This window comes from Lysobacter sp. A289 (assembly GCF_054072675.1).
In genome coordinates, this window is record NZ_JBSVRN010000001.1 from 1,242,226 (window position 1) to 1,258,919 (window position 16,694).

Here is a 16,694-nt window from a genome sequence, read left to right on the forward strand (position 1 = left end):
TTGTGGCGCGGCTGGGTTTCAGGGAGCCTCCCCGACGACATAGGATTTTTCGCCGGCGGTCACCGCCAGGTCCAACCGGTTTTCCAGCGGCGGCAACGGGCAGGTGGCAAATGCGGTGAAGGCGCAGGGCGGGTTGTAGGCCTGGTTGAAGTCAACGACCAGTCGGCCGTCAGCGTCGGGCTTGGGGACATACACAAAGCGACCGGCGCCGTAGCTGCCGTGCCCGTTGGTGCGGTCGGCGAAGACCAGGAACAATGTGTCACCGCCTTCGTCGATGGCTTCCAACTGGTAGCTCACCCCGTCACGCTCGAACTCGACCAGTCCCGGATTGTCCACCTCATCGAATGCACCGATGATGTTGGCAATTTCCATCGTCTGTCCTGCCGGGTGCGGAACGAATCGCGCCGGCACCACCCATTCGGGGTCTGCCGGCCAATACTCCAATCCGGCAAACCCGGTTCTTGTGGGCGCCTGGGCATGACGGACGCGTAGCGCAAGCCGATCATTGCGCTTGATTACCACCGCGCGCCCATCACCACCGTCGAACCCCAGCGTGCTCGGGCCGGCCGGATCATCGTCCGCGCGCAGCCAGGCCTCACCGGTCAACGGCTCACCGTCCACCGTCAACGCCACGCCGGCCTCGGGCACCAGACGGACGCGGTTGTCACGCAACTCGATCATGCCGATGTGCTCCGGACCCATCGCCAGGCGCATGCCATTGTCCGCATCGCTGCCCAGATAGTGCGCGCCCGGCTCGATCCAGTGCAGGCCCACCAGGCTGGTCCAGCCGTCAGCCGCAACCAGCCCGGCACGACGCTGCTCACGCCAGGCTTGCTGGCTTTGCTTGAAGGCAAACTCTTCGGCGGACATCGAAACCTCATCATTGGTGGAAGACAGATTATTGCGCTCGCAGCCACCCAGGGCCACGCCGAGGGTGGCCAGGCACAGCAGCACGAGCAGTTGGTGGAGTTTTGTCATATCAGCGTCCGCGCAGGAACCAGTGATCGATCTGGGACAAGTTGAACGCCGCCCAGGTGGGCCGGCCATGGTTGCACTGGCCGGATCGTTCGGTGACTTCCATCTCGCGCAGCAACGCGTCCATCTCCGGCAGGGTCAGGCGCCGGTTGGCGCGCACGGCACCGTGGCAAGCCATGGTCGACAACAATTCGTCGCGCGCCGCGGCGACCCGTATCCCGCCCAGTGGCGAAGCACCACCATGCTCGCGCAGGTCGCCGATGACATCGCGCAACAACGCCTCGACATCCCCGTGGGCCAGCAGCGCCGGCACCGATCGCAAGGTCAGCGACTGCGGACCGGCGCGGGTCACTTCAAACCCGAGCGCGTCCAGCGTCGCCGCTTCGCTCTCGGCGACATCGGCTTCTGGCTCCGATACCGCCAGCGTCGCAGGCACCAGCAGCGGCTGGCTGCGCAGGCCTTCGCCATCGTGCGCACGCTTGAGCCGCTCGTAACCGATGCGTTCGTGGGCGGCGTGCATGTCGACCACGATCAAGCCGTCACGCGATTGGGCAAGGATGTAGATCCCGTGCAACTGGGCGATCGCATGGCCCAGCGGTGGCAGCGTCGCCTCGCTGCTGGCCGGCAGGGAGCCGCCGGCCGGGAAGGTCGATCCCGGGGACTGGGCAACAGGGAACGCCGATGCAGCGCCCGATTCGCTGCTGCCATAAAGCGCGGCGAAACCGGCACGCGCTTCGGCCACCTGCAGCCCCAGCGGTGCCTGCGGCGGGTGCCAGCGCTGCGCAAACCCCTGGCCCTGTTGGGCACCGGCCGCCGCGCCGCCATCGCCCTCCGCTGATGCTCCGGTCATGGCCGAGCCTGCCAGGCCGGCACGCGTCCCGGCGAGGGCGGTCTGCACGGTCCGGTAGACGAAATCGTGGATCAGTCTCGAATCGCGAAAACGCACCTCATGCTTGGCCGGGTGCACGTTGACGTCGACCCGGACCGGGTCAAGCTCCAGGAACAATACGTAGGCAGGTTGGCGCCCATGGAACAGCACATCGGCGTAACCCTGCTTGACCGCATGGGCAATGCTGCGGTCACGGATCGCACGACCGTTGCAGTACAGGTACTGCTGGTCGGTACTGGCCCGGTTGTAGGACGGCTGCGCAATCCAGCCATGCAGGCGCAAACCGGCCCCCTGGTAGTCCAGTGGCAGGACGTTATTGGCAAATTCCTCGCCCAGGGTCTCGTGCAAACGTGCGTCCGACAGCCCGGCCTTGTCGAGCATGTCCACATCGCCTTTCCAGCGCCGTGACGGCTTGCCGTTGTGCGACACACGCAACTCGACATCGGGGCGGGCCAACGCCAGTTGCCGCAGCCACTCCTCGATATGGGACAACTCGGTACGTTCGGCACGCAGGAACTTGCGCCGCGCCGGCACGTTGAAGAACAAGTCGCGGACCTCGACGGTGCTGCCTTGCGGGTGCGGTTTCGGGCCGACTTCACCAACCCGGCCACCGTCGACTTCCAGCATCGAGCCGTGTTCGGCCCCTGCAGTCCGGGAGACCAGGATGAATCGGCTGACCGATGCAATCGATGGCAACGCCTCGCCGCGGAAGCCCAAGGTGAGCACGCGCTCCAGGTCATCGAGGGAGGCGATCTTGCTGGTGGCATGGCGCGAGATGGCCAGCGCCAGCTCTGCGGCGGGGATGCCCGCACCGTCGTCCCGAACCCGGATCAGCCGGGCGCCGCCTTCCTCAAGGTCGATGTCGATCCGCTGGGCACCGGCGTCAAGAGCGTTCTCTACCAGCTCTTTCACCACCGAGGCGGGACGCTCGACGACCTCGCCCGCCGCAATCTGGTTGATCAGTGTGTCTGGAAGCGGCTGGATCGGCACTGTGGCGGTGGGTCCGTGAGTGGGCTGGCAGACCTTCGATCATAACCGAGTGTCGCCGCCAACCGACCCCGTCCGGAAGCTACGGACTGCCGCCAGCGGCTCCCGCCGAAGCCGTCGTGACGGCCGCCCGAGCGGCATACATCGTGCCTGGCGGTGGCTGCCGGGTGAAGAATGTATTGACGCCGTCGAGCACCGCGCTCGCCAACTTGCGCTGGAACGCGGGTTGCTGCAGACGGATCTCTTCGGCCGGGTTGGAGATGAAGGCGGTCTCCACCAGCATCGCCGGCATGTCGGAGGTCCGCAGCACGGCGAAGTTGGCGCGTTCGATGTGCGGCTTGTGGATGTTGCCTACCCGCTTGAGGCCATCAAGGATTTCCTCGGCGGCGTCCGCGGAGGCCTTCATATGACCACTCTGGGTCAAATCGAGCAGTACCGAAGCCAAAGTATTGTTGGTCTGGGCCAGGCGCACCCCGCCCACCAGGTCGGAGGAGTTTTCCTTGTCGGCCAACCAGCGCGCGCGCTGCGAAGAGGCACCGCGCAGCGACAACACGTAGACCGAGGAGCCATCAGCCCCGCGGTTCTCGGCGGCATCGGCGTGGATCGAGATAAACAGGTCGGCCTTCGCCGCGCGCGCCAGGCGGGCACGCTTGTTCAACGGAATGAACACGTCGTTATCCCGGGTCAGGTAGGACTTCAGGCCGGGCGTGGCGTCGATCTGGCGCGCCAGCTCCTTGCTTATCGCGAGCACGACATCCTTCTCGCGCGTACCATTCTTGCCGATCGCGCCGGGATCCTGGCCACCGTGCCCGGGATCGATCGCGATCACCAGCGGGCGCATGCCGCGACCCTGCATGATCTGCTCCAAGGTCTTGACCGGATCGCTCGCCGCTCGGGCGGGAGCCGCTGGGACCGCAGGCTTTCCAGTGGCAACCCGGGTAGGAATGCCGGTGGCCACCGTGGTCGGAACCGCGGCTGCGGCTGCGGCCGCGGTCGTCGGTTCGGCAGCAGCGACGCGCGCCGCAATTTGCGATATCAAGCGACTGGTGGCCTCGGCGGATGCTGCCGTCTGGTCTACCGCTGGCGCGTCGGAAACGGGAGCGGCCACAGCATGGGCAACGACAACATTGTCGACCACTGTCTGCGGCTCGACGCCGGGCTTGTTGATCGGCGCAGGAGTAGACGCAAGCGCCGCCGCACCGTCGCCCGGCCATTGCACTACCAGACGCGGGCCTGAAGGACCCGATTCGATCCGTGGCGTGATCGCGGTAATCGATTGGCCAAGATCAAAGACAATCCGGACAGTGCCGGGAACCGGCTGACCGGTACGGACAGCCGTGACCACGCCGGTGCCGGCCGGAACCAGCAGGTTTGCCGCCAGCGAGGATGCCGGCAGGTCGATCACCAGCCGGTCCGGGCCGGCCAGGCTGATGATGTTGAACTCACCTGCCTTGTCCAACGCGATCTCGGCACGGGTGCCGGTCGCACCATTGCTCAACTGCACGCCCTGAACCTGGCTGGCGCCCGCGATGCCCCAAGCCGACGCCGATACCAGCGTCAAACCCAGCAGGAAATTCTTGAAGGTGGCGCCATCGACTCGCATGGGCGGTAGTCAATCACTGCTTCCCCTCGATTGCAAGCACTTTTTCCCTTAAGAATCCGACACCTGCCGCATACTCTTGTGGAAACGTTCAGGAGTTGATCATGATCGGGGGGTGATTTTCCATCCGATCCAGCCAAGCCTGCCCCACCGGCGTTTGCGGCAGCAACTGCACGCTCCGGCCATCGTTCTCCACCGCCAGCTCGATCAACAGGTCCGGCGACGGCAGGTGACCGCTGCCACGTTCCGGCCATTCCACCAGCCATAGAACCGGCTCTTCACCATCCAGGCCCAGGTATTCCAGTTCGCCGGGATGGCCAATCCGGTACAGGTCCAGGTGCCAGGCCTCACCACCGCTAGACAACGGATACCGCTCAACCAGGGTGTAGGTGGGGCTACGGATTGCCCCCTGCACGCCGAGCCCCCGCAGCAGGGCACGGGCAAGACTGGATTTGCCGGCACCCAGCTCTCCGCGCAGGTGCACCACCGCTTGCGGCGGGAGGGACGCCGCAAGCGACCGGCCAAGCTGATCGGTACTGGACGGGTCGGGCAACCAGAGCAGGCTCATCGTGGCAATTCCGGATTGGCGAGCTCGCGCAACCAGGGCATCAGGTCGCTCGGCAACAGTCCGCGCTCACCGTCCCGGGCGGCGGCAGCATCTCCGGCAGCGGCATGCAGCAGCGCGCCACAACTGGCGGCATCGAAGGCCTCCAGGCCTTGCGCGCGCAACGCGGCGATAACCCCGCTCAACACATCGCCCATGCCGCCAACTGCCATCCCGGGATTGCCGGCATCAATCAGGCGCGGCGTCCGGCCTGGTGCGGCAACGATGCTGCCGGCTCCCTTCAGTACCACCACGGCGTCGAACTGCGTCGCCAGCGCGGTGGCGGCGGCAAATCGATCCCGCTGGATATCGGCGGTATCGCAATCCAGCAAGCGCGCCGCTTCACCCGGATGCGGGGTAAGCACCGTATTGGCTGGGGTCGCAAGCGACTGCTTCGCGATCAGGTTCAGCGCGTCGGCGTCCAGTACCAACGGTTTGGGTGATTGCAGAACCTGTTGCAGCAACGCACGCGCCCAGTCGCCCTGCCCCAGGCCGGGACCCGCCATGACCACGTTGGCACTGGCTAGAAAATGGCTATCCAGCGCGTCGGCATCATCGGCATGACCGTGAACCATGGCCTCGGGCAACCTGGCCAGTAGTGCAGCCACATGCGCGCTGCGGGTCACCACGTCGACCAGGCCTGCACCACTGCGCAGCGCCGCCTCGGCGGCCAGCATGATCGCCCCGCCATGGCCGTGCTCGCCGCCGATGCACAGCACCCGGCCATTGCGGCCCTTGTGGCTGTCGCGGCGGCGCGGCGCCAGCCACCGCTGCAGATCGATGGTCAGCAGACGCTCGGCCATCGGGGTGATCCCGTCAAACAATCCGTCGTCCAGCCCGAGGCAGGAGCGCTGCACTTTGCCGACGTGATCGCGTGCCGCGCCGGTGCGCAGGCCCGCCTTGGAAGCGATGAACTCCAACGTGCATGCGGCATCAACCGCTTCGCCCGCCACCGCGCCGGTCGCCGAATCCACGCCGCTGGGCACGTCCAGCGCAAGCACCGGCGCCGGATGCTGGTTGATCGCCCTGATCAATGCCACCGCCAGCGGGTCGGGTGGGCGAGCCAGGCCGATTCCGAACAACGCGTCCACCACCAGCTCGGCCGCCGGCAATGGGTCTTCAAACTCGACGACGGTGCCACCACCGGCGAGATAGGCCGCGCAAGCGAAGCGCGCCGGGTCGGTCCTCGGCGAATGGCCTGGCAACCGCACCACCTGGACCTGCCTGCCCGCTTGCCTGGCATGGTGTGCGAGCACGTACCCATCACCACCGTTGTTGCCTGGGCCGCATACCACCAACAACGACTGGGTCGCCGGCCAACGCTGCAGCACCACTCGCCATCCGCCTTGACCGGCGCGCTGCATCAACTCCGCACTGTCGCCCAACCCGGCCATCGCGCGGGCCTCGACCTCGCGCACGGCGGCGACGGAAAACAGGGCGGCGGCAGCAAGCATGCAGCGATTCTATACTTGGCAAGCCGTGACCCATACCCGACTGCCCACCGCCCCGCCCCCGGCCACGCCCAGTGACGCTGCGCCGGCGCCCGACTACTCCGCAGTCGCCCAGCGTATCGGCGAGCTTGCCCGCGAGTTCGGGTTCCAGCACTGCGGTATCAGTGGCATCGAACTGGGTGATGACGAGGCCCACCTGCGTGACTGGCTCGCAAAGGGCCTGTATGGATCGATGGAATGGATGGCGCGCCATGGTGATGCACGATCACGCCCGGCCGAGCTGATTCCTGGCACCTTGCGGGTGGTATCGGTCGGCCTCGACTACGGACGTCGCGACGACGAAGAGGCCTGGCAAACCCTGGACGATGGCGAGCGCGCCTACGTTGCCCGCTACGCGCTGGGCCGCGATTACCACAAGCTCATGCGCCAACGCCTGCAGCGGCTGGCAACGCGGATCGCCGACCTGGTCGGCCCCTTTGGCCACCGGGTGTTTGTCGACTCCGCCCCGGTGCTGGAGCGGGCACTGGCGCGGAACGCCGGGCTGGGCTGGATCGGCAAGCACACCTGCCTGATCGACAAGGATGGTGGCTCGTGGTTTTTCCTGGGCGAGATCTATCTCGACCTGCCGCTGCCCATCAGCGAGCCGGCTACCGCCCATTGCGGCACCTGCACGCGCTGCATCGATGTCTGCCCGACCGGTGCGATCACCGCGCCCTACCGGCTCGACGCGCGGCGCTGCATCTCCTACCTGACCATCGAGCACGAAGGGTCGATCCCGCTGGAGTTTCGCGAACCGATCGGCAACCGCATTTTCGGTTGCGACGACTGCCAGCTGGTGTGTCCGTGGAACAAGTTCGCCAAGCGCACCGACGAGCCCGATTTCCGCGCCCGCAACCATTTGGACCAGGCCAGCCTGGCAGAGCTGTTTGCGTGGACGCCGGAAGAGTTCCTGCAACGCACCGAAGGCTCGGCAATCCGCCGCAGCGGGCACCGACGCTGGTTGCGCAATATCGCTGTCGCGCTGGGCAACGCACCGTCGACACCACAGGTGCTGGCCGCGCTGGAATCACGCCGCGACAGCGAAGACCCACTGATCCGCGAGCACGTCCAGTGGGCATTGCAGCAGCACGCCGCCCGGGCGCAGACCATGGCGCCCGACTGACCGACTCGGCGACAGGCGTGCTACCGCCGCAACAAGCCCGTCAGGCAACCGCCTGGGGCGGAATCGAGTTGTTGGTGTGGGTCAGCCGGTTGTCACTGTCGACATAGACCAGGGTCGGCTTGTACTTCGCCGCTTCGGCCTCGTCGAACTCGGCGTAGGCACAGATGATCACCAGATCGCCGGGCTTCGCGCGATGCGCGGCCGCCCCGTTGATCGAAATCACCCCACTGCCTTCCTCGCCACGGATCGCATAAGTGATGAAGCGCTGCCCGCTGTTGATGTTGAAGATGTGGATCTGTTCGTACTCACGGATGCCGGAAATATCCAGCAACCGGCCGTCAATCGCGCACGAACCTTCGTAATGCAATTCGGCATGGGTGACGGTGGCACGGTGGATCTTGGCCTTGAGCAGGTTCAGTTGCATTGCGATGACTCCAACGCGGCGCGCAGGTGGGCGCGCAGGTGTTTCAGGGGATTGAAGTTTACCAGTCGATGGCGCGGCGCAACATGAGTGCGCGCCAAACACTGCGCGCCAAGCACCGGTTGCGATCAGCGCCTGAATTCGAGGTTGTCGATCAGCCGGGTGCTGCCCAGGCGCGCGGCAACCAGCGCGACCCGGGCATCCGGGTCATCGGTACCGGGTGACTGCGGCGACTGCATGGGCGTCGGCACGGTCAGGTCGGGGCGCCTGAGGACCGCGTAATCCACTTCGAAGCCGGCCTCGGCAAGGCGCTGCACGGCATCGGACTCCACCGTTTCCCGAGCCTGCCCGGCCTGACTGGCGTGCCGCATCGCCTGCAGGCACGACTGGATCTGCGCCGCGACCGGACGCTCACTGGTCGACAAGTACTGATTGCGCGAACTCATCGCCAGCCCGTCGGTCTCCCGCAGGGTGGGAGCCGCCAGCAGCTCGACCGGAAATGCCAGGTCACGGACCAGGTAACGGATCACCGCCAACTGCTGGTAGTCCTTGCGTCCGAATACCGCCACGTCCGGCTGGACCTGATTGAACAGACGCGACACCACGGTCGATACACCGTCGAAATGGCCCGGGCGACGCGCACCCTCCAGTACTTCGGTCACGCCGGGTACCCGCACCTGCACGGTGGCCTCGACGCCGTACGGGTACATGGTCGGGACCGATGGCAGCCACATCAGGTCGGCGCCAGCAGCGTCCAGCCCGGCCGCATCGGCATCGGCGGTACGCGGGTAGCGATCGAAGTCCTCGTCGGGACCGAACTGGGTCGGGTTGACGAACACACTGGCGATCACCCGGTCGGCACTCTGGGCGGCGAGTTTCACCAGCGAATGATGGCCGGGGTGCAGGTTGCCCATGGTCGGCACGAAGCCGACCCGCAGGCCCGCGCGCTTCCACTCACCGACGCGCTCGCGCAGCGCGGACAGTTCCGTGACGGTCTCGATCATCGCGTCTGCAACCCGTCAGGCGTAGGAATGCGCGGCGTCGGGGAACCGATCTTCGCGTACCGCGGCCGCATACGCCTGCATCGCGCCAAGGACGGATCCACCCTCGGCAAGAAAATCCTTGACGAACTTGGGCCGACGCGAGCCGCCTGCCAAGCCGAGCATGTCATGCAGCACCAACACCTGGCCATCGCATTGCGGGCCGGCGCCGATGCCGATGGTCGGGATTTCCAACTCGGCGGTGATGCGTGCTGCCACAGGGGTTGGCACGCACTCGAGCACCAGCAACTCCGCGCCGGCGGCAGCAACGGCGCGTGCATCCTCGAGCAACTGCTCCGCCGCTGCGTCATCCCTTCCCTGCACCCGATACCCGCCCAGCCGCAGCACCGACTGCGGGGTCAGGCCGAGGTGGGAACACACCGGTATCTCGCGTTCCACCAGGTAGCGGATCACGTCAAGCTTGGGCCCCGCGCCTTCGATCTTGACCATGGCCGCACCGGCCTGCAGGAACCGGGTCGCCGCATCCAGCGCACGCAGCGGCGTGGCGTCGGACTGGAACGGCATGTCGGCCACCAGCAAGGCGGTCGCCAAGCCGCGTCGGACGCAGGCGGTGTGGTAAGCAATGTCATCGACCGTCACCGGCAAGGTGCTGTCGTGCCCCTGTACGACCATCCCCAACGAGTCGCCAATGAGCACCAGGTCGATACCTGCAGCGTCCATCACGCGGGCAAAACCCGCGTCGTAACAGGTCAGCATCACCAACTTGCGGTCATCGTTCTTGGCCGCTCGCAGCAACGGTACGGTCCAGGGCTTGCGGTCAGCCGGAACGGCGGCGGAGGTATACATGATTGCGCTCTTCGCTTAACGAGCCGCGTCAGTTTGCGGCGGGAGTGCATACGGTAGCGCTTCGATGTCGTCGGTGGCCATCGCGGCGAGCAGCTCACGCGCCAGGCCCCGGCCGGGAATCCGGGCATCGGGCGCTATCTCCACCAGCGGCAGCAGCGCAAACGCACGCTCATGCAGGTGCGGGTGCGGAACCTGCAGGCCGGGTTGATCGATCACCTGGTCGCCATATAGCAACAGGTCGAGATCCAGTGTGCGCGGGCCCCAGCGGTCGCCGCCATCATCGCGGCGTGTCCGGCCGGCGTCGCGTTCGATGCCCAGCATCGCCGCCAGCAGTGATTGCGCGGCCGATGTGGTTTCCAGCAACGCCACTGCGTTGAGGAAGTCCGGCTGCGCGGTCAGTCCCCACGCCGGGGTGCGATACAGGCGCGAGGCCTTCAATACACGGGTGCCGGGCAAGGCGTCCAGCGCGCCCAGGGCGGACCCGATGATGGCGGCGCTGTCGCCCAGGTTGCTGCCAAGGCCAACGAACACCGCGACGCCGGAGTTCATTCGTCGGCAGCCGCCGTGCGCCGACTGCGCCGTCGTGGCCGTGGCTTGGCGGCCTTGCCGGCGTCGGCCGAGTCACCTGCGTATGGTTCGTCGTCCCCGTCGTGCTGGGTTGCCAACAACGGCCCGTACTCCTTTTGGGCCTGGAGCCAGAAATCGACATCCTCGGCGTGCTCGTCCGACACCCCGAGCCGAAGCGTGAGGAAGTCGAACGCGGCGCGAAAACGCGGGTGGGAGAGCATCCGCGACACCCGCTTGCCCTGGCGAAGTGAGAAACGCGATTGCAGCAGCCAGATTTCCTGCATCGGGATCGAGAACCGGCGCGGCAAGGCGACCATCGCCAGCTCGTGCACGGTGACCCGGTCGGCGGCGCGGCGCTGGGCCTCGATCGCCTGCACCCCTTGCGCTTGCAATGCCATCAGTGTCCGGCAATACGCCGGCCAAAGAAGCAAGGCAAACAGGAACGCCGGCGACACCGGCTCGCCATCCGCGACACGTTGGTCGGTTCCGCGCAGGCCGTCGAGTACCATCTTGCGCAGCGCGCCACTGCGGTTGGCCGTCAGTGCGGCAGCGCTTTCGGGCAACAGCATCGGCAGCAGGCCGTGTTTTTCCAGGCCCAGGAAGCTCTCGACCGCGTGACCGGACAAGAACAGCTTCAAGCACTCCTCGAACAAGCGAGCCGGTGCCGAGTCGGCCAACAGCGGTGCCAGCGGCCGGATCGGTGCAGCGGTGGCGGGCTCGATCTGGAAGCCCAGCTTGGCGGCCAGCCGGACAGCGCGCAGCATCCGCACCGGATCTTCCCGGTAGCGTGTCTCCGGGTCGCCAATCAGCCGCATCAGGCGGTTCTGCACGTCCTCGAAGCCGCCGGTGTAATCGCGTACCGAAAAATCCTCGATGCCGTAATACAGCGCGTTGGCAGTGAAGTCGCGGCGGACCGCGTCGTCCTCGATGGTGCCGTAAACGTTGTCACGCAGCAGGCGGCCGCCTTCGTGCTGCTCGCGGTCGCCGCTGCCATCGTCGGTGTTGGCGCGGAAGGTGGCGACCTCGATGATCTCGCGACCGAACACCACATGCGCCAGCCGGAACCGGCGACCGATCAGGCGGCAGTTGCGGAACAGTTGCTTGACCTGTTCGGGTGTCGCCGCGGTGGCGATGTCGAAGTCCTTGGGCGCGCGGCCGGCCAACAGGTCGCGCACGGCGCCGCCGACCAGGTAGGCAGCGAAACCACCATCGCGCAGGCGGTAAAGCACCCGCAGGGCATTGGGACTGATGTCCTTGCGCGATACGTTGTGCTGATCGCGAGGGATGATCCGCAGGGCGGGAACGGGAAGTTGATTTTTGTCTGGCATCGGGCGGGCGTCGCCGCAGTTGGGAGGACAGTTGGGAGGATCGGGGAACTATTTCATGAATAGCCGTTGCCGATGGCTACGGCGCGCCATATACTAGCAGGCCGCACAACGGTGAGAGTCCGGTGCGGGCTTGCTCCCTTCGTCTAGAGGCCTAGGACGTGGCCCTCTCACGGCTAAAACACGAGTTCGAATCTCGTAGGGAGCACCAACACCGAAAGCCCGTGCAGCGATGTACGGGCTTTCTTCTTTTCCGCCCTTGAGCCCGACCAAACGGGGAGTCCGATCAATGCCCTTCGTCGTCACCGAGAGCTGCATCAAGTGCAAGTACACCGATTGCGTGGAGGTGTGCCCGGTGGACTGCTTCCACGAGGGTCCAAATTTCCTGGTGATCGACCCGGACGAATGCATTGATTGCACCTTGTGTGAACCCGAGTGCCCGGTCAATGCCATCTATCCCGAAGACGACGTCCCTGGCGGGCAGGAGGAGTTCGTGCAGCTCAATGCCGAGCTTGCCAAACAATGGCCGGTGATCTCGATGCGCAAGGACGCCCCGGCCGACGCGGCCGAATGGGACGACAAGACCGGCAAACTGCCACTGCTTGAGCGCTGAGGCGGCCGACAAGCGCCGCCCTCGCTTGCGCCTCGGTTACTGGCCGCCCAACGCCGCCTTCAACGCGGTGATCAGCGCTACCGGCGCCTCGTCGACCGCCGGCATGCCACGCGGATCAACCGCGGACACATACGCACCGGCTTCGGTTTCACTCACCCGGACCAGAAAGTTGCTGTCGCGGTAGTTCACGTCAAACGCCCCCAGCAACTTGGCCCGGCTGGCAACGGTAACCCCGTCGACTTCAGCCAGCGCCGCGTCGACCTGGGCGAAGACCTCGTCACGACTGCCCGGGACGACAAACCCGGCTCCCGCCGAGCCCATCTGCGCCGGTGCCGCAGTCGCGGCCGAACCCGGACTGGCGGCCGCTGCCGCGACGGTTTCCGACGCCGTTGCCGAGCCAGCCGGCATTTCCAGCGCCGCGCCGGTACGCGGCAAGTCAAGGTCGGGCGGCACTTCCAACGGGCGGGTTTGCTGGGCATACAGCTCATCGGTCTTGGAAAACCAGCTGCAACCGGAACCGGCGGCCAGGCCAACCAGCAAAATGCCGGCGACGGCGGCTTGGGACAACGAAATGGTGGAACGCATGGGCAATCTCCAGGTCAGTCCGCGACGGGGTCGCAGGCCAGTTCAAGTTCGCGGATGATCGCAGCAATCCTGGCTGCAGTCTCATGATGGGATGGCGATAGTGGCAGCAGTGGCAGGCGCAGGCCGCAACCCACGCCTTGCGCGGCAAGCAGGGCCTTGATCGGGATCGGGTTGGACTGCACGCCGAGGAATTTATACACCGCCGCCATCCGCTCGTCCCAGGCCTGCGCCGCCGCCTGCTTGTCGTGGCGCGCCAACTCACACAGGCGCCGGAAGGCACGCGGCAATACATTGGAGGCGACCGATACAACGCCGTCGGCACCGGCCAGCATCGCCCGGCAAGCGGTCGGATCGTCGCCGCTGAACACCACAAAGTCCGCCGACTGCAGGGCCAGCAAGTCCGTCATGCGTTCCGGCTCCGGCTGTGCCTCCTTGACGCCGATGATGCGCGAATGGCCGGCCAGCGCCGCCACGGTCACGGGCAACATATCGCTGCCGGTGCGTCCCGGTACGTTGTAGAGCATCACCGGCAAGGCGCCGTCGTCGGCAATCGCACGGTAATGGGCGACCAGGCCGGCCTGGGTCGGACGGACGTACGGGGGAGTCACTACCAATGCCAGGTCGGCGCCCAATGCCTCGGCGCGCCGGGTCTGCTCAATCGACTTGGCGGTGTTGGACTGCCCGGTGCCCGCGATGACCGGGACTTGCCCGGCAACCACTTCCACGGCGGTGCGCAACAGGAGGTCGAACTCCGCGTCATACAGCGCGGCCGCTTCCCCGGTCGAGCCGGCCACCACGATCGCCTGGGTCCCGGCTTCCAACTGTGTCCGGACAAGGCGTCGCCACGCATCCAGGTCAAGTTCGCCATCGGCGCCAAAAGGTGTCGCCAACGCGGTGATACTGCCGGAAAGTCGCAAGTCTCGATGTCCTGTCATGGGCTAGTGGCGAGGTGCCATCAAAAAGGGCTGTCGCAAGTTGATGTTACTTGCGGCGCGAAAGCACGGGCAAGTATGCTGCTTCCAGCCCCGGCCCGTTTGCGGTCCGCCGTTCAGCCTCCGGGCGATGCAGTCCGCGCGTCGCGCCGAAGCCAGTCACCTTCCTTGCAGGCGATGCCTTGACCGACCCCAACCCCCGACCGTCACCGAACGAAAACCACCTGTTGATCAACGCTTGGTCGACGCACCCGGAATCCCCCCTGTTGCCGGTCTCCCGGCGGATCAACGACAGCGGCTGCAACCTGATCGATGCACGTCTGTCGACCGTGGGGCGCGATGTCTCGGTGACGGCGCTCGCGCTGGGCTCGTGGGACGCGGTGGCCAAGCTGGAAGCGATGCTGGTCCGGTTGGAGCGCGAGGAGAAAATCAAGCTGGTCTGGTATCGCACTGACGAGAAGCAGGTACAGACCAACTTGCTGCCTTATATCGTCGAGGTGGTCGCGGCCGACAAGCCGGGCATCACCTTCCAGCTGTCGGATTTCTTCGATCGCCAGGGCATCACCATCGAGAGCCTGCACTGCACCCGTTACCGGGCGATGCAAACGGGCGCCGAGATGTTCTCCGCGCAGATCACGATCGGGGTGCCGGCGAGCATGCACATTGCCGCGCTACGTGATGACTTCCTGGAGTTCTGCGATCACCTGAATCTTGATGCGATCCTCGATCCGATGAAGTTCTGACCCGATAAAGTCCTGACCCGATGAAATCCTGAGGAGTCACATCGATGCTTGATACCGGTGACAACGTTCCCGCCGACCTGCCGTTGAAGCTGTCCAGCGACCAGACCGTGAGCCTTGCCGATTATCAGGGCCAGTGGCTGGTGCTGTATTTCTATCCCAAGGACAGCACCCCGGGCTGCACCACCGAGGGCAACGACTTCACGGCACTGCTGCCGGAATTCGCCAAGCTCGGCGCGACCGTGCTCGGAGTGTCGCGCGACACGGTGAAGTCGCACCAGAACTTCCGTGCCAAGCAGGGTTTCACGTTCGACCTGGTCAGCGACCAGGACGAGGCCCTGTGCAACGCGTTCGGCGTGATCCGGGAAAAGAACATGTACGGGCGCAAGGTGATGGGAATCGTGCGCAGCACCTACCTGATCGACCCGGAGGGTGTCATCGCCCGGTCATGGCAACCGGTCAAGGTGCCCGGCCATGCCGCGGCCGTACTCGACGAGCTCAAGGCTGCCGTCACCCGGTGACCCGTCCCGCTTCATGCCACGTCGCCACCCCGCCTCGCGGGCTTGTGCCGTCATTATTTCCCACCCGGAGCTCGCGATGACAAAAGGCAAGCGGATCTACGTGCTCGACACGAACGTGCTGATGCACGACCCGACCGCGCTGTTCAAGTTCGAGGAACATGACGTCTACCTGCCAATGCAGGTCATCGAGGAGCTGGACAACGGCAAGAAAGGCACCACGGACGCCAGCCGCAACGCGCGCCAGGTAAGCCGCTTCCTCAACGAGTTGATCGAGGCCGAAGGCAGCGACAGGATTGCGTCCGGGATCCCGCTGGTGCAACCGCACGGCTTGAAGCTGCGTGACGCCGGCAACATCGGATGCCTGCGCTTCCAGACCGGCAATTTCGATGCCGGCAAACGTTTCGGCGCGGTAGTACCCGACAACGCGATCCTCGGCGCGATCCTGGCATTGACCGAGGCCGAGCCGGAAGCGTCGGTGGTGTTCGTATCCAAGGACATCAACCTGCGGATCAAGTCCGCCATTGCCGGCATCATCTCGGAGGACTACGAGAATGACCGCGCGCTGGATGACTTCAGCCTGCTCTACACCGGCGCAACCGAATTGCCGGAGGATTTCTGGAAGCGCTACGGCAAGGACCTGCGGTCCTGGACCGACGGCGGCCGCACTTACTACGAAGTATCCCGGGTGGAAGGCGATGACTGGTATCCCAACCAGTTCCTGCATCTGCCGGGCGACGACGAGGCCGAACTCAAGGTCACCGGCGTCGACGAGAACAAGGTTGTGCTGCGGATCGTGGATGATTTCCGCCACGGCCAGCACGCGGTGTGGGGCATCACCGCGCGCAACCGCGAGCAGAACTTCGCGCTCAACGCGCTGATGGATCCGGAGATCGACTTCGTGACCTTGCTGGGCACCGCCGGTACCGGCAAGACCCTGCTCGCACTCGCCGCCGGGCTGGCCCAGACAATGGACCAGCAACGCTACCGGGAGATCATCATGACCCGCGCAACGGTGAGCGTCGGCGATGACATCGGCTTCCTGCCCGGTACCGAGGAGGAGAAGATGACGCCCTGGATGGGCGCGCTGACCGACAACCTCGAAGTGCTCACGCACAACCAGGAAGGCGGCAGTTGGGGGCGTGCGGCGACCAACGACCTGCTTGCCAGCCGGATCAAGATCCGCTCGTTGAACTTCATGCGGGGGCGCACTTTCCTGAGCCGGTGGCTGATCCTGGATGAAGCGCAGAACCTGACTCCCAAGCAGATGAAGACCCTGATCACCCGCGCCGGCCCGGGCACCAAGATCATCTGCCTGGGCAACGTCGAACAGATCGACACGCCTTACCTGACCGAAACCACCTCAGGCCTCACCTACGCGGTGGATCGCTTCAAGCACTGGCCGCACAGCGCACACGTGACCCTGCGCCGGGGCGAGCGTTCGCGGCTGGCCGACTATGCCTCCGAGGTGATGTAAC

17 protein-coding genes and 1 tRNA gene are annotated in these 16,694 nt (G+C 65.7%); 6 read left to right on the forward strand and 12 right to left on the reverse strand.

Going from position 1 to position 16,694, the window contains the following annotated elements:
• Positions 1–18 precede the first annotated feature (18 nt).
• The 5 genes from ACW5DN_RS05635 to ACW5DN_RS05655 form a co-directional block, all read right to left on the reverse strand.
• Positions 19–978 (reverse strand): DUF1684 domain-containing protein, encoded by a 960-nt coding sequence (locus ACW5DN_RS05635; protein WP_456961757.1) that lies wholly within the window; start codon positions 976–978, stop codon positions 19–21.
• A gap of 1 nt (position 979) precedes the next feature.
• A complete protein-coding gene (gene mutL / locus ACW5DN_RS05640) occupies positions 980–2,854 on the reverse strand; it encodes a DNA mismatch repair endonuclease MutL (RefSeq protein WP_456961758.1) in 1,875 nt (624 codons plus the stop codon).
• Between the two features lie 79 nt (positions 2,855–2,933).
• Complete coding sequence (locus ACW5DN_RS05645; protein ID WP_456961759.1) at positions 2,934–4,454, reverse strand: N-acetylmuramoyl-L-alanine amidase; 1,521 nt, start codon at positions 4,452–4,454, stop codon at positions 2,934–2,936.
• A gap of 88 nt (positions 4,455–4,542) precedes the next feature.
• On the reverse strand, positions 4,543–5,019 hold the full coding sequence (gene tsaE / locus ACW5DN_RS05650) for a tRNA (adenosine(37)-N6)-threonylcarbamoyltransferase complex ATPase subunit type 1 TsaE (RefSeq protein WP_456961760.1): 477 nt from the start codon (positions 5,017–5,019) through the stop codon (positions 4,543–4,545).
• On the reverse strand, positions 5,016–6,509 hold the full coding sequence (locus ACW5DN_RS05655; protein ID WP_456961761.1) for an NAD(P)H-hydrate dehydratase: 1,494 nt from the start codon (positions 6,507–6,509) through the stop codon (positions 5,016–5,018). Before ACW5DN_RS05655 ends, tsaE begins: the two co-directional genes overlap by 4 nt.
• On the opposite strand from ACW5DN_RS05655, the gene queG reads away from it, so the two are divergent.
• Entirely contained in the window at positions 6,508–7,668 is a 1,161-nt protein-coding gene (queG, locus tag ACW5DN_RS05660) for a tRNA epoxyqueuosine(34) reductase QueG (RefSeq protein ID WP_456961762.1), read from the forward strand. The genes ACW5DN_RS05655 and queG overlap by 2 nt on opposite strands.
• A gap of 40 nt (positions 7,669–7,708) precedes the next feature.
• Here queG and panD read toward each other — a convergent pair whose 3' ends face one another.
• The 5 genes from panD to pcnB all read right to left on the reverse strand — a co-directional run bounded on the left by panD (position 7,709) and on the right by pcnB (position 11,831).
• Positions 7,709–8,092 (reverse strand): aspartate 1-decarboxylase, encoded by a 384-nt coding sequence (gene panD, locus ACW5DN_RS05665; RefSeq protein WP_456961763.1) that lies wholly within the window; start codon positions 8,090–8,092, stop codon positions 7,709–7,711.
• Between the two features lie 125 nt (positions 8,093–8,217).
• On the reverse strand, positions 8,218–9,093 hold the full coding sequence (gene panC / locus ACW5DN_RS05670; RefSeq protein WP_456961764.1) for a pantoate--beta-alanine ligase: 876 nt from the start codon (positions 9,091–9,093) through the stop codon (positions 8,218–8,220).
• 15 nt (positions 9,094–9,108) lie between these two features.
• Complete coding sequence (gene panB / locus ACW5DN_RS05675; RefSeq protein ID WP_456961765.1) at positions 9,109–9,936, reverse strand: 3-methyl-2-oxobutanoate hydroxymethyltransferase; 828 nt, start codon at positions 9,934–9,936, stop codon at positions 9,109–9,111.
• A gap of 15 nt (positions 9,937–9,951) precedes the next feature.
• The gene (gene folK, locus ACW5DN_RS05680; RefSeq protein WP_456961766.1) at positions 9,952–10,485 is read right to left on the reverse strand and encodes a 2-amino-4-hydroxy-6-hydroxymethyldihydropteridine diphosphokinase; all 534 of its coding nucleotides are present in this window, start codon (positions 10,483–10,485) and stop codon (positions 9,952–9,954) included.
• Complete coding sequence (gene pcnB, locus ACW5DN_RS05685) at positions 10,482–11,831, reverse strand: polynucleotide adenylyltransferase PcnB (protein ID WP_456961767.1); 1,350 nt, start codon at positions 11,829–11,831, stop codon at positions 10,482–10,484. Before pcnB ends, folK begins: the two co-directional genes overlap by 4 nt.
• 132 nt (positions 11,832–11,963) lie before the next feature.
• Between pcnB and ACW5DN_RS05690 the strand changes: the two genes are divergently transcribed.
• Both ACW5DN_RS05690 and fdxA read left to right on the forward strand, forming a co-directional pair.
• A tRNA-Glu gene (locus ACW5DN_RS05690) sits at positions 11,964–12,039 on the forward strand.
• 78 nt (positions 12,040–12,117) lie between these two features.
• The gene (gene fdxA / locus ACW5DN_RS05695; protein ID WP_456961768.1) at positions 12,118–12,441 is read left to right on the forward strand and encodes a ferredoxin FdxA; all 324 of its coding nucleotides are present in this window, start codon (positions 12,118–12,120) and stop codon (positions 12,439–12,441) included.
• A gap of 36 nt (positions 12,442–12,477) precedes the next feature.
• On the opposite strand, the gene ACW5DN_RS05700 is transcribed toward fdxA, so the two are convergent.
• The gene (locus ACW5DN_RS05700) at positions 12,478–13,026 is read right to left on the reverse strand and encodes a hypothetical protein (RefSeq protein ID WP_456961769.1); all 549 of its coding nucleotides are present in this window, start codon (positions 13,024–13,026) and stop codon (positions 12,478–12,480) included.
• Between the two features lie 14 nt (positions 13,027–13,040).
• On the reverse strand, positions 13,041–13,943 hold the full coding sequence (dapA, locus tag ACW5DN_RS05705; RefSeq protein ID WP_456961770.1) for a 4-hydroxy-tetrahydrodipicolinate synthase: 903 nt from the start codon (positions 13,941–13,943) through the stop codon (positions 13,041–13,043).
• Positions 13,944–14,140: 197 nt separating this feature from the next.
• Between dapA and ACW5DN_RS05710 the strand changes: the two genes are divergently transcribed.
• From ACW5DN_RS05710 to ACW5DN_RS05720, 3 genes are all read left to right on the forward strand, one after another.
• On the forward strand, positions 14,141–14,701 hold the full coding sequence (locus ACW5DN_RS05710) for a glycine cleavage system protein R (RefSeq protein WP_456961771.1): 561 nt from the start codon (positions 14,141–14,143) through the stop codon (positions 14,699–14,701).
• 44 nt (positions 14,702–14,745) lie between these two features.
• The gene (locus ACW5DN_RS05715) at positions 14,746–15,219 is read left to right on the forward strand and encodes a peroxiredoxin (protein ID WP_456961772.1); all 474 of its coding nucleotides are present in this window, start codon (positions 14,746–14,748) and stop codon (positions 15,217–15,219) included.
• A 76-nt stretch (positions 15,220–15,295) separates the two neighbouring features.
• Entirely contained in the window at positions 15,296–16,693 is a 1,398-nt protein-coding gene (locus ACW5DN_RS05720; protein WP_456961773.1) for a PhoH family protein, read from the forward strand.
• The last annotated feature ends 1 nt before the right edge of the window (position 16,694 follow it).

Bases quoted from the DNA above. Each gene is read 5' to 3' on its own strand.
- ACW5DN_RS05700 (WP_456961769.1), bottom strand. From the start codon at position 13,026: ATGCGTTCCACCATTTCGTTGTCCCAAGCCGCCGTCGCCGGCATTTTG.
- tsaE (WP_456961760.1), bottom strand. From the start codon at position 5,019: ATGAGCCTGCTCTGGTTGCCCGACCCGTCCAGTACCGATCAGCTTGGC.
- ACW5DN_RS05715 (WP_456961772.1), top strand. From the start codon at position 14,746: ATGCTTGATACCGGTGACAACGTTCCCGCCGACCTGCCGTTGAAGCTG.
- queG (WP_456961762.1), top strand. From the start codon at position 6,508: ATGCAGCGATTCTATACTTGGCAAGCCGTGACCCATACCCGACTGCCC.
- ACW5DN_RS05645 (WP_456961759.1), bottom strand. From the start codon at position 4,454: ATGCGAGTCGATGGCGCCACCTTCAAGAATTTCCTGCTGGGTTTGACG.
- folK (WP_456961766.1), bottom strand. From the start codon at position 10,485: ATGAACTCCGGCGTCGCGGTGTTCGTTGGCCTTGGCAGCAACCTGGGC.
- fdxA (WP_456961768.1), top strand. From the start codon at position 12,118: ATGCCCTTCGTCGTCACCGAGAGCTGCATCAAGTGCAAGTACACCGAT.
- ACW5DN_RS05720 (WP_456961773.1), top strand. From the start codon at position 15,296: ATGACAAAAGGCAAGCGGATCTACGTGCTCGACACGAACGTGCTGATG.
- panB (WP_456961765.1), bottom strand. From the start codon at position 9,936: ATGTATACCTCCGCCGCCGTTCCGGCTGACCGCAAGCCCTGGACCGTA.
- ACW5DN_RS05655 (WP_456961761.1), bottom strand. From the start codon at position 6,509: ATGCTTGCTGCCGCCGCCCTGTTTTCCGTCGCCGCCGTGCGCGAGGTC.
- panD (WP_456961763.1), bottom strand. From the start codon at position 8,092: ATGCAACTGAACCTGCTCAAGGCCAAGATCCACCGTGCCACCGTCACC.
- panC (WP_456961764.1), bottom strand. From the start codon at position 9,093: ATGATCGAGACCGTCACGGAACTGTCCGCGCTGCGCGAGCGCGTCGGT.
- pcnB (WP_456961767.1), bottom strand. From the start codon at position 11,831: ATGCCAGACAAAAATCAACTTCCCGTTCCCGCCCTGCGGATCATCCCT.
- ACW5DN_RS05635 (WP_456961757.1), bottom strand. From the start codon at position 978: ATGACAAAACTCCACCAACTGCTCGTGCTGCTGTGCCTGGCCACCCTC.